Raw genomic sequence first — 11718 nt, 5'->3', positions numbered from 1 at the left:
GGTGCGGGCTGCGGCGTCGCGATCGTCGGCGACCTGCCGTTCGCGACGTCGAGCACGGACGGCGTGCTGCTCGTGCCGCTCGACCCCCGCGACCTGGGTGCGGCGGCCGCGCGCATGCTGCTGGAGCGCATCCGCGGGCTCGACGCGCCCGCGCGGCGCGTGGTGCAGCAGGTCACGACGCCGGCATAGCGGTTGCCGGCGCTTCCGGCGCGGGCGGGGCATTGCTTCTGTAATCGATTACTGCGACAGTGGCGCCACGGTCCGCGGACGCCGACGACGGCGCACGGGCCGCGCGAGCGGGACGCCGAGGTCCCGCCGCCGCGTCGCGCCCCGAGGAGTCGCCATGTCCATGTACGCCGTGCCCACGCTTGCGCCCGAGCCGGTGGCTCCGCCGCGGACGGCGTACCTGGTGGCGTCGGGTGATCTGCGGGAGTCGGCGAACATCGCCGGCTGGGCCACGCAGGTCGCGCTGGAGCGGGTGGTGACCGGCGCGTTCGCGGAGCACGAGTGGGACGTGGTCCGTGCCAACGGGGTCGACCCCGTCACGGGCCACGGGTTCATCAGCTCGCAGCGCATGGGGTTGGAGGTGTTCGCGAGCATCCCGCCCGACGCGCCGCTAGTGGTGGCCGAGGCGGTGTGGCAGTACAGCCACCACGTGCTCGCGGGTCTGCGCACGCACCGCGGCCCGGTCCTGACCGTCGCGAACTTCGCGGGGGACTGGCCGGGTCTGGTGGGTCTGCTGGGGTTGAACGCGGGGATGACGAAGATGGGTCGGGAGTACTCGACGATCTGGACGGTCGACGGCACGGACGACTGGTTCCGCGCGGGGATCGCGTCGTGGCTGACGCAGTGGCGCATCGAGCACGACGCGTCGCACGTGCGCCCGCTGCCTGCGCTGCCGGAGGGTCCCGAGGTCGAGCTGGGGGAGGCGTTGGCGACCCAGCTGGTGCGGGACAAGGCGATCATCGGGGTGTTCGACGAGGGTTGCATGGGGATGTACAACGCGATCTTCGACGACGAGCTGCTGAACCCGACGGGGATCTACAAGGAGCGGTTGTCGCAGTCGGCGTTGTGGGCGCAGATGCAGCAGGTCCCCGACGACGTCGCGAACGGCGTGCACGCGTGGTTGCTGGAGGCGGGGATGACGTTCCGCCTGGGCACGGACGAGGCCACGGAGCTGACGCGTGAGCAGCTGCAGTGGCAGTACAAGATGTACGTGGCGGCGTTGTGGATCGCCGATGACTTCGGGCTGGACGCGGTGGGGATCCAGTACCAGCAGGGGTTGAAGGACGTGTGCCCGGCCTCGGACCTGGCCGAGGGGTTGTTGAACAACGTGGCGCGTCCGCCGGTGCGTTCGCGTGACGGGTCCCGGGTGCTGTGGGACGGGCGGGCGGTGCCGCACTTCAACGAGGCCGACGAGGGTGTCGCGGTCGACGCGCTGGTGACCAACCGGGTGTGGTCGGCGATGGGCCTGGACCCGGCGACGACGTTGCACGACGTGCGCTGGGGTGAGGACTTCGACCGCCAGTTCGTGTGGGTGTGGGAGATCTCGGGGTCCGTGCCGGCATCGCACCTGGACGGCGGGTACGCCGCAGCTGAGGGATGGCGGCAGGACCCGGTGTTCTTCCCCGCCGGCGGGTCGACCCTCAACGGGGTGTGCAAGGCCGGGCAGGTCGTGTGGTCCCGGGTGTACATCGCCGACGGTCGTCTGCACGCCGACCTGGGCCGCGCGACCGCCGTGACCCTGCCCGAGGCCGAGACGCGGCGGCGTAAGCAGGCCACGAACCCGGAGTGGCCGATCCTGCACGCCGTGCTGCACGGCGTGACCCGTGACCAGTTCATGGCCCGCCACAAGGCCAACCACCTCAACGTGGCCTACGCCCCCGACGCGGCCACCGCCGACGCCGCCCTGACCGCCAAGGCCGCCATGCTCCACGGCATGGGCATCGAGGTCCACCTCTGCGGCGACGTCCAGATCTGACCGCGGAGGGCGCATTTCGAAGACAGGGATAGTGCAAGTGTCCGTGATCAGCACTAGAAACACCTAGGTTTGGATACTCGAAGGCGGCTAGGGCTTGGGTCCGGAACCCCTCGAATTATCCTCGCCGCAGCCGTCTTGTCAGTCGGGTGACAATTGATCGCGCCCGACTGCGAATCGCTGGCGATGCGTGAGGTGCCTCCTGGTTGCTTCCTCCATCATCACCAACATAAGGAACCAGTACGGCCGCGATCTCCTCGGCGACACTCTCGAGGTGCTCTAGTTGATCGTCGAAAACAATATGGGGTCGCAGCACTCTAAGTACGTGCGCTTTTTCTATACCACCAAGGAAGAAGGCGTCGTTGAACTGCACGTCCCAGTCGCGAAGTGTGCGGATAGCACGCTCGTGAGCTGGCGCCTGTCGTGCCGTAACTAGTGCGATTCGGACGCGCGGGGTGTAACCTGGGTCTGAATTATGGCGCTCGATCTCCTTGCGCTGAATCTTCCCGAGGGCACGCACCAGCTGGGCCATCGGGCCCGGCTGGTGCGGCTCAGAGGCGTGACGCACCTCGTGCGCGAGGAAGCCTGGCAACTTCTCGCGGTCGTAGACCTTCTGGGCTTCAAGGTCCGCCAGTACGCCGTCGAAGTCAAAAGCGACGCGGAGCGCTCCGGGCGCCTCGTCAGAGTCCTCCTCACTTCTCGCTGTCCTGCCCAGTACGAGTCCAGCTGGGAGGCCGTTCGAAACTGCACGAGCGACGTCAGAGCGGTTACCAGAGAGATACAAGCATATGTTCAACTCCTTGATGTAACCCGACGGTGCGCTCCCCTCTGTGAATACCGCACGCTCGATCTTCAGACCATAAAATGCTAGCGACTTCAAGTGGCGGAGTCCCGTGACGGCATCGTCCTTCGCAAGGAGGATCACCTCCACGAGGGGGTCTCCGGGGGAAAGGTCGTTGAGAGCTAGCAATCTCTCGATAAAGGGGAACGCCGCCCCCTTGGGCATCGGTTTGTCAATGTGCTCGTCCTGAAAGGATCTGTACGCATCAATGCTTGTTTTGAAGGCTGCATCCGACTCGCGCAGATCGAAAAGTGCGCTCGGCGCTACGCCGACGACCAGGCGGTGATCGAGTTCGTACGGCATGTCAGGTTCCTCCGATTCGCCCACGAGGGGCTGGCGGTGCGCTGCCCTCCAACATCAGATATAGCAAACCTAGAGCGTTCAAGTGCCCGAATGTGGCGCGAAGGTAGGTGAATCTTCCTAGACGCTTCCAGAAACGCGAGGACTCAATGAGGGGCCGGACCTGTGTCCCGGTTCACCTTCGGTCACTCCGCTACTCTGCGGGTGACCAGCGGGCCTGCTAGTCCATCGGAAGCGGCTGAGTTGTCTAGCGACAACGCTGCTGGCCTCCCGAGGCGGTCACTCGCCGTCATACGGCTTGTGTGAAGGATCCACAGATCGATCGTTCTCCAGGCGCGCCGCTTCACCCTCACCCCGCGCGCGTCGACCCCCGCACCACGAGCGACACGGGGTTGACGACGTGCTCGGGCGCGGCGTCGGCGCCCGACATCCGCTGCTCCAGCAGGCGCATCGCGGTCGCGGCGAGCTCGCGCGAGTGCGGGTCGACCGACGTGAGCCGGGGGACCAGGAAGTCGGAGAACAGCAGGTTGTCGAACCCGACGACCTGCACGTCCTGAGGGACGCGCAGCCCGTGCTCGGCGAGCGCCGACATCGCGCCCAGCGCGATCATGTCGGTGACGCCGAAGACGGCGTCGAACGGCACGCCGTCGGCGATGAGCGCCGTGAGCGCGGCGCGGGCGTGGCGCACGTCGTAGTCCTGCACGGGGACGACGAGCCGGGGGTCGGCCGGGACGCCGGCGTCGTCGTGCGCCTGCCGCCAGCCGACGAGGCGCGAGTGCGAGATGCCGAACTCGGCGCTGAGCGACCCGCCCAGCACGACGACGCGGCGCGCGCCGTGCTCCAGCAGGTGCGCGGTCGCGAGGCGACCGCCCTCCTCGTTGGCGAGGCGGACGTGGTCGACCGTGGCGGGCATGGGTCGCTCGCCCAGCACGACCAGCGGCGTGCGCCGGCGGGCACGCTCGACGTCGTCGTGGTCGAGCCCGACGGCCGAGAGCAGCACGCCGTCGAACATCTGCAGACGCTGGAAGGTGATGGCCGCGCGCTCGGACTCGGTGAGGGCGGACGTGCGCTCGAGCACGAGGTGGCGTCCGGTCGCCTCGGCGAGCACGGCGAGCTTGTCGGCGATCTCGCCGAAGTAGTCGTGGACCGACGGCACGATCAGCGCGATCGTGTCCGAGCGGCCCATGCGCAGGTGGCGCGCGGTGAGGTTCACCTCGTAGCCCAGCTCGGTCGCGACCGCGAGGATCCGCGACCGGGTGGCGTCCGAGACGCGCCCGCGGTCCGTCAGCGCGTTGGAGACGGTCGTCACGGTGACGCCGGTCCGCTGCGCGATGTCGCTCATGGTGACCATCGCAACCTCCGCTGGGATCATGGCAGACGCCGTGCGGGTGGTTGACGGGACCGAGGGGCCGTGGCAGCCTGCTGGAACCAGATTGATCGATAAACCTCCGCGGGAGTCCCATTGTCGCGACCCTCCACGTCCGAGCTGCGCGTCGCCCTGATCGGCACCGGCTTCATGGGCCGGGCCCACTCGCACGCGTGGCGCACGGCCGGCGCCTTCTTCGACCTGCCCCGCCGCCCACGCCTGCAGGTCGTGGTCGGCCGCGACCCCGGCCGCACGCGCGACCTGGCCGACCGGTTCGGCTGGGCCGAGGCGCAGACCGACTGGCGCGCCGTCGTCGAGCGCGACGACGTCGACGTCGTCGACATCTGCACGCCGGGCGACACGCACGAGCCGATCGCCCTCGCGGCGCTCGCGGCCGGCAAGCACGTCCTGTGCGAGAAGCCGCTCGCCAACTCGGTCCCCGAGGCCGAGCGCATGGCCGCCGCCGCGCGCGACGCCCGCGCCCGCGGCGTGCTGGCCACGTGCGGGTTCAGCTACCGCCGCACACCGGCGCTGGCCCTCGCCCGCCAGCTCGTCGCCGAGGGCTTCACCGGCGAGATCCGGCACGTGCGCGCCCAGTACCTGCAGGACTGGCTCTCCGACCCCGACGCGCCCCTGACGTGGCGGCTCGACGCGACCCGCGCGGGCAGCGGCACGCTGGGCGACATCGCGGCGCACTCGGTCGACACCGCGCAGTGGCTCACGGGCAGCCGCATCACCGACGTCTCGGCCGTGCTCCGCACGTTCGTCACCGACCGCCCGGTGGGCGGCGAGCACGTCGGCCTCGGCGGACGCGGCGACGGCGGCGAGCGCGGCCCCGTGACGGTCGACGACGCCGCGGCGTTCACCGCGTCGTTCGACGGCGGCGCGCTCGGCGTCTTCGAGGCCACGCGCCTGGCCACGGGCCGCCGCAACGCCAACCGCATCGAGATCGACGGCGAGCTCGGCTCGATCGCGTTCGACTACGAGCGCAGCAACGAGCTCGAGGTCTACGACGCACGCGACGACGCCCGCACGCAGGGGTTCCGTCGCGTCCAGGTCACCGAACCCGTCCACCCCTACATGGCGGCCTGGTGGCCCGCCGGGCACGGCATCGGCTACGAGCACGGCTTCACCCACCAGGTCGTCGACCTGGTGCAGGCGATCGCCGACGGCACCGACCCGTCCCCGACGTTCGACGACGCGCTCGACGTGCAGCGCGTCCTCGACGCGATCTCCGTCAGCGCGGCCGACCGCTCGGCCCGCACCCCCGTCGCGCGTCCTGAGGCCGCGCGTCCCACGAACGAGGAGGTGGGTGCGTGAGGCGCGCCCTGGTCGTCCGCGGCGGATGGGACGGGCACCAGCCCGTCGCCGCCACCGAGCTGTTCCTGCCGTTCCTGCGCGAGCAGGGGTTCGAGGTCGACGTCCACGAGACCAACGAGGTCTACGCGGACGCCGAGGTCATGGCCGCCACCGACCTGGTGGTGCAGAGCATGACCATGTCGAGCATCGGCCACGACGAGCTCTGGGGCCTGCGCGGCGCCGTCGAGGCGGGCACGGGCCTGGTCGGCTGGCACGGCGGCATCGCCGACTCCTACCGCAACAGCTCGGACTACCTGCAGCTGGTCGGCGGGCAGTTCGCGACCCACCCCGGCAAGGAGCCGTCGCTGCGCGTCGGCGACGAGACCGACAACTACCTGCCGTACACGGTCGAGATCACCGACCTGGGCCGTGAGCACCCGATCACCGCGGGGCTCGACGACTTCGAGCTCGAGTCCGAGCAGTACTGGGTGCTGCACGACGACCTCGTCGACGTCCTGGCGACCACGACCCACCCGACCCAGCCGTACCACCCGTGGCACCGGCCGATCACGTCGCCCGCGGTGTGGACGCGGCACTGGGGGAAGGGCCGGATCGTCGTCGCGACGCCCGGCCACACGCCCGAGGTGCTGCAGCACCCGTCGGTGCGCGCGATCGTCGAGCGCGGCATGCTCTGGGCGGCGCGCGCGTGAGCCGCGTCGGCATCGGCGTCGTGGGCGTCGGGGTCATCTCGCGGACGTACCTGGAGACGCTCACCGCGCACGGCGGCGTCGACGTGGTCGCCGTCGCGGATCTCGACCTGGAGCGCGCGCGGCACGTCGCGGACCAGCACCCGGGCACGCGCGCGGTCGACGTCGCGACCCTGCTGGCGGACCCCGCGGTCGACGTGGTCCTCAACCTCACGGTGCCGCTCGCGCACGAGGAGGTCGCGCTCGCCGCGATCGGCGCGGGCAAGCACGTGTTCGGGGAGAAGCCGCTCACGGCCACGCCGCAGGGGGCACGGCGCGTGCTCGCGGCCGCCGACGCCGCGGGCGTCCGCGTCGGGTGCGCCCCGGACACGGTGCTCGGCACGGGCGTGCAGACGGCGCGCGCCGTCGTCGAGGCGGGCACGATCGGGCGGCCGTCGAGCGCGCTCGCGACGTGGGTGTCGCCCGGGCACGAGGGCTGGCACCCGCAGCCCGACTTCTACTACCGCGCGGGCGGCGGGCCGCTGCTCGACATGGGGCCGTACTACCTGACGGCCCTCGTGCACCTGCTCGGGCCCGTGACGCACGTGCAGGGCGCCGCGGGGCGGGCACGCGACGCACGGGTCGTCGGGTCCGGCCCGCGGGCCGGCGAGCGCATCCCGGTCGAGGTCGCGACGCACGTGACGGGCCTGCTGGAGCACGCGGGCGGGGCGATCTCGACCGTGACCGTCAGCTTCGACGGCGGGCGCTCGCGCGCGCGGCCGATCGAGGTGCACGGCGAGCACGGGTCGGTGTCGGTGCCCGACCCGAACGCGTTCGACGGCGAGGTCGAGGTCTGGACCCCCGACGCGGGCTGGCACGCGGTCCCGCCGGGCGCGGGGTACGCGGGGTCGGCGCGCGGGATCGGCCTGCTCGACATGGTCGACGCCGTCGGCCCCGGGGGTGGGGCGCACCGCGCGAGCGGCGCCCTCGCGGAGCACGTCCTGGAGGTCATGACGTCGCTGCTGACGTCCGCCGACGCCGGTGGTCGCGTCGCGATCGGGTCGCGGCCCGTCGTGCCGCCCCTCGTGCCGCTCACCCCGCGCGACGCGTGGTGCGCGGGCGTCGGCGACCTCCAGGGGGTGGTCGCCGCCGAGGGCTGACCCCCGGTCGGCGCCCGGTCGGCGGCCGACGAGACGCTGTCGAAACTATCGGCAGCGTCCTCGTCGTGGCCTCCACCTGGGCGTCCGTCCACCGTCGCTTAATCGTTACTTCACAGCACGTTCGGATCCCTTGACGGGGTGAATGTCGGGACCTAGCCTCCTGAAACTATCGGTCCCCGGTCGCGTCAACCTGATTTCCGTGCCTCGACCGGGGCCCCGCACGAGGACCTGCACCACCGCCCGACGGCGGACGGTGGCGGCCGGTCCGCGGCCCGGTCGGCGTAGCCCGGGCCTGGACTCGATGAGGAGACCTACATGCTCAACGGCGGGACGTACACGGGAGGCGCCGGACGACGGCGTCGTGCCGGGGCCATCGGCGCGGCCGCGCTCGCGGCGACGCTGGGCCTCGCGGCCTGCGGCAGCGGCGACAGCGGCGGCGGCAGCACCGCGGACGGCGGGGGCGCCGACCTCGAGTGCACGACCGGGACGGCCGACCAGCCGTGGAAGGCCTCCGAGCCGCGCGAGTTCACGGCGCTGTGGACCGACTGGCCCGACTACCCGATCACCGACTCGTGGCAGTTCTTCGACGAGATCGAGAAGCGCACCAACGTCAAGCTCTCGCTGACCAACATCCCGTTCAGCGACGCCACCGAGAAGCGCAGCCTCCTCATCAGCGCGGGTGACGCGCCGCAGATCATCCCGCTCACGTACACGGGCGACGAGCGGCAGTTCGCCGCCTCCGGCGCGGTCGTGCCCATGAGCGACTACGTCGAGTACATGCCCAACTTCCAGAAGTACGTGGAGGAGTGGGACCTGGGCGACATGATCGACAACCTGCGCCAGGCCGACGGCAAGTACTACATGGTGCCGGGCCTGCAGGAGGTCTCGGTTCCCGTCTTCACGCTGATCATCCGCCAGGACGTCTTCGACGAGGTCGGCGCCCCGGCCCCCGAGACGTGGGAGGACCTGCAGACCGGCCTCGAGATGATCAAGGCCAAGTACCCCGACAGCAAGCCCCTCGCGGACGGCTTCGAGGGCCAGTCGATGATCAACTACGCCGCCCACTCGTTCGGCACGGTCGGCGGCTGGGGCTTCGGCACCGGCGCCTGGTACGACGAGGACGCCGACGAGTTCGTCTACGCGCCCACCACCGAGGGCTACAAGCAGATGGTCGAGTACTTCAACGGCCTCGCCACCGACGGCCTGCTCGACACCGAGTCGTTCACCGACTCCAACGACGGCGGCGGCACCGTGACGGAGAAGATCGCCGCCGAGACGGTCTTCGCCGCGTCCGGCGCGTCCGGCACCGTGCAGGAGTTCGCCACCGCGCTCGACGCGGCCGGCGTCACGGACTACGAGCTCAAGCAGATCGCGCCCCCGGGCGGGCCGGCCGGCGCCGTGGTCGAGCCGCGCAACTTCTGGAACGGCTTCATGCTCACGCAGGACGCCGTCAACGACCCGAACTTCTGCGACCTGCTGGCGTTCACCGACTGGCTGTACTACAACCCCGAGGCCCGCGAGATGATCCAGTGGGGCGTCGAGGGTGAGACGTACACCAAGGACGGCGACACGTTCACGCTGAACCCGGAGTACACGCACAAGCAGATCAACCTCAACCCGGGTGGCACGATCGACATCAAGAAGGACCTCGGCTTCGCCAACGACGTGTTCGCCGGCTCGACCGAGTCGCGTGCGCTCAAGGAGTCGTACAACGTCCCGGCGTTCGTCGAGTACATCGACTCGGTGCTCTCGACCCGCACCCCGCGCGACCCGTTCCCGCGCGCACCCCTCGACGAGACCGAGCTCGAGCAGTCGTCGCTCCTGGCGACGCCGCTCAAGGACTCGGTCGACACCGCGACGCTCGAGTTCATCCTCGGCCAGCGGGACCTGTCGCAGTGGGACTCCTTCCTGAGCCAGCTCGAGGGTCAGGGGCTCTCCCAGTACATGGACCTCATCAACGGTGCGCGCGAGCGTGCCGCTGAGAAGGGCTGAGCCCGCCCTCCCCGCCCGGTGGGCCGGCCCCGATGTCCGGGGCCGGCCCACCGGGCACCACCTGCTCACGAAGGAGTGAGACATGAGCGCAGCTCAAGTGACGGGCGACGCACTCGTGACCGAGGGTCGGCGGCCCGAACGGGCGCCCGCCCCCGGCGGCGCCGGGGGTCGCCCCGCCGGCCGCCCCCGCCGCGGCCGGGCCTCGGGCAAGGTGCCGATGCGCGCGGCCTTCCGGCGCGACTGGCCGCTGTACGCGATGGCGCTGGTCCCGGTGCTGTTCCTGCTGGTGTTCCGGTACGCGCCGATGTTCGGCAACATCATCGCCTTCCGCCGGTTCCGCCCCGGCGGCAGCATCATCGGCGACGAGTGGGTCGGCACGCGGTACATCGAGATGTTCCTGTCCGACCCCAACTTCTGGAACGTCTTCGCGAACACGGCGATCCTCGGCGGTCTGACCCTGCTGTTCTGCTTCCCGCTGCCGATCGTGCTCGCGCTGGCGCTCAACGAGGTGCGGCACCGCGCGTTCAAGCGCACCGTGCAGTCGATCTCCTACCTGCCGCACTTCCTGTCGGTCGTCATCGTGGTCGGCATGACCATGCAGCTGCTGTCGCTGCAGGGCACGGTCAACCAGATCGTCGAGGGGTTCGGTGGCGAGGCGATCCCGTTCCTGCAGCGCGCCGAGTGGTTCCGGACCATCTACGTGGGGTCCGAGATCTGGCAGACCGTCGGCTGGGGCACGATCCTCTACCTCGCCGCGCTCACCACTGTCGACGCGTCCCTCTACGAGGCCGCACGCATCGACGGGGCCAACCGCTGGCGCCAGACCTGGCACGTGACGCTGCCGGGCATCCGCCCCACCATGGTCACGCTGCTCATCCTCAACATCGGCACGTTCCTCAACGTCGGGTTCGAGAAGGTCCTGCTGCTGTACAACCCGCTGACCTACTCGACCGCCGACGTCGTCTCGACCTACCTGTACCGGGTCGGGCTGGTCTCGAACAACTTCAGCTACGCGACCGCGATCGGCCTGTTCCAGGCCCTCATCGGCCTCGTGATGGTGCTGACCGCGAACTTCGTGTCGCGCCGAGTGGTGGGAGCAAGCCTGTGGTGACGCAGTCCGCCCTGACGTCCTCGACGAGCCCCGCCGGGGGCACGTCCGTCGGCCCGCGCGACTCGCGCGGCTACCGGGTCTTCACGTGGGTCAACGGCACGTTCCTGGTGCTGCTGTGCCTGTTCATGCTGTACCCGTTCATCACCGTGATCGCGCAGTCGTTCTCGAGCCCCGGCGCCGTCAAGGCGGGGCTGGTCAACGTGTGGCCCGTCGGGTTCAACCTCGACACGTACAACGCGGTCTGGCAGAACAAGCTGTTCTGGAACTCGTACCGCAACACGGTGGTCTACACGGTCGTCGGGACGACGATCGCGATGGTCCTGACGACGCTGCTGGCGTTCGTGCTGTCCAAGCACCACCTGCGCGGGCGCACCGGACTGATCTGGGTCGCGATGTTCACGATGTTCTTCAACGGCGGCCTGATCCCCAACTACGTGCTCATCCAGACCCTCGGGCTGAAGAACACGATGTGGGCCGTGGTGCTGCCGGGTGCGATCTCGATCTTCAACCTGCTGGTCATGAAGTCGTTCTTCGAGAACCTGCCGGCGGAGATGGAGGAGGCCGCGCAGATTGACGGCCTGGGCTGGTTCGGCATCTTCGGCCGGATCGTCATCCCGCTGTCCAAGGCGGTGATCGCGACCATGATCCTGTTCTACTCGGTGGCGATCTGGAACGACTGGTTCGCGGCGTTCCTGTACATCGACAAGCAGGAGCTGTTCCCGGTCACGCTGTTCCTGCGCAACCTCATCGCCGGGGCGTCGTCCGCGGCGTCCGAGGGGGCTGCCGTCGCGGGCACGACGTCCGCCGCGATCGCCGCCAACATCCAGTCGGTCACCATGATCCTCACGATCATCCCGATCCTCTGCGTGTACCCGTTCGTGCAGCGGTACTTCGTCTCCGGCGTCATGCTCGGCTCCGTCAAGGGCTGACGCCCGCAGGGGTGGCAGCACCCACGGTGCCGCCGCCCGAGAGGCGCCGCAGCGCC

General features: G+C 70.0%; 9 protein-coding genes and 1 pseudogene. 8 read left to right on the top strand and 2 right to left on the bottom strand.

Translation table 11 applies throughout. From position 1 onward, the window contains the following. A pseudogene (locus ATM99_RS19210) lies at positions 1 to 189 on the top strand (hypothetical protein); the annotation flags it as partial. A 154-nt stretch (positions 190 to 343) separates the two neighbouring features. Beyond that, positions 344 to 1981: a fucose isomerase gene (locus ATM99_RS04455; protein ID WP_062101722.1), complete on the top strand. Its 1638-nt coding sequence runs from the start codon at positions 344 to 346 to the stop codon at positions 1979 to 1981. Between the two features lie 115 nt (positions 1982 to 2096). On the opposite strand, the gene ATM99_RS18545 is transcribed toward ATM99_RS04455, so the two are convergent. Further along, positions 2097 to 3122, bottom strand: a complete 1026-nt coding sequence (locus ATM99_RS18545; protein ID WP_082659258.1) for a 5'-nucleotidase — start codon at positions 3120 to 3122, stop codon at positions 2097 to 2099. Positions 3123 to 3468: 346 nt separating this feature from the next. Further along, on the bottom strand, positions 3469 to 4461 hold the full coding sequence (locus ATM99_RS04450; RefSeq protein ID WP_223304801.1) for a LacI family DNA-binding transcriptional regulator: 993 nt from the start codon (positions 4459 to 4461) through the stop codon (positions 3469 to 3471). A gap of 120 nt (positions 4462 to 4581) precedes the next feature. On the opposite strand from ATM99_RS04450, the gene ATM99_RS04445 reads away from it, so the two are divergent. From ATM99_RS04445 to ATM99_RS04420, 6 genes are all read left to right on the top strand, one after another. Next, entirely contained in the window at positions 4582 to 5805 is a 1224-nt protein-coding gene (locus ATM99_RS04445; protein ID WP_082659256.1) for a Gfo/Idh/MocA family protein, read from the top strand. After that, the gene (locus ATM99_RS04440; protein ID WP_062101720.1) at positions 5802 to 6494 is read left to right on the top strand and encodes a ThuA domain-containing protein; all 693 of its coding nucleotides are present in this window, start codon (positions 5802 to 5804) and stop codon (positions 6492 to 6494) included. Before ATM99_RS04445 ends, ATM99_RS04440 begins: the two co-directional genes overlap by 4 nt. After that, complete coding sequence (locus ATM99_RS04435; protein WP_062101719.1) at positions 6491 to 7630, top strand: Gfo/Idh/MocA family protein; 1140 nt, start codon at positions 6491 to 6493, stop codon at positions 7628 to 7630. The genes ATM99_RS04440 and ATM99_RS04435 overlap by 4 nt, the downstream gene beginning before the upstream one ends. Positions 7631 to 7945: 315 nt before the next feature. After that, entirely contained in the window at positions 7946 to 9622 is a 1677-nt protein-coding gene (locus tag ATM99_RS04430; RefSeq protein ID WP_062101718.1) for an extracellular solute-binding protein, read from the top strand. A gap of 82 nt (positions 9623 to 9704) precedes the next feature. After that, positions 9705 to 10733 (top strand): sugar ABC transporter permease, encoded by a 1029-nt coding sequence (locus ATM99_RS04425; RefSeq protein ID WP_062101717.1) that lies wholly within the window; start codon positions 9705 to 9707, stop codon positions 10731 to 10733. Continuing rightward, entirely contained in the window at positions 10727 to 11662 is a 936-nt protein-coding gene (locus ATM99_RS04420) for a carbohydrate ABC transporter permease (RefSeq protein ID WP_369797993.1), read from the top strand. Before ATM99_RS04425 ends, ATM99_RS04420 begins: the two co-directional genes overlap by 7 nt. The last annotated feature ends 56 nt before the right edge of the window (positions 11663 to 11718 follow it).

It is taken from the genome of Cellulomonas sp. B6 (assembly GCF_001462455.1).
GTDB lineage: Bacteria > Actinomycetota > Actinomycetes > Actinomycetales > Cellulomonadaceae > Cellulomonas.
This window is presented reverse-complemented; position numbering and strand designations above follow the sequence as displayed.

Bases quoted from the DNA above. Each gene is read 5' to 3' on its own strand.
- ATM99_RS04450 (WP_223304801.1), bottom strand. From the start codon at position 4,461: ATGAGCGACATCGCGCAGCGGACCGGCGTCACCGTGACGACCGTCTCC.
- ATM99_RS04455 (WP_062101722.1), top strand. From the start codon at position 344: ATGTCCATGTACGCCGTGCCCACGCTTGCGCCCGAGCCGGTGGCTCCG.
- ATM99_RS04425 (WP_062101717.1), top strand. From the start codon at position 9,705: ATGAGCGCAGCTCAAGTGACGGGCGACGCACTCGTGACCGAGGGTCGG.
- ATM99_RS18545 (WP_082659258.1), bottom strand. From the start codon at position 3,122: ATGCCGTACGAACTCGATCACCGCCTGGTCGTCGGCGTAGCGCCGAGC.
- ATM99_RS04430 (WP_062101718.1), top strand. From the start codon at position 7,946: ATGCTCAACGGCGGGACGTACACGGGAGGCGCCGGACGACGGCGTCGT.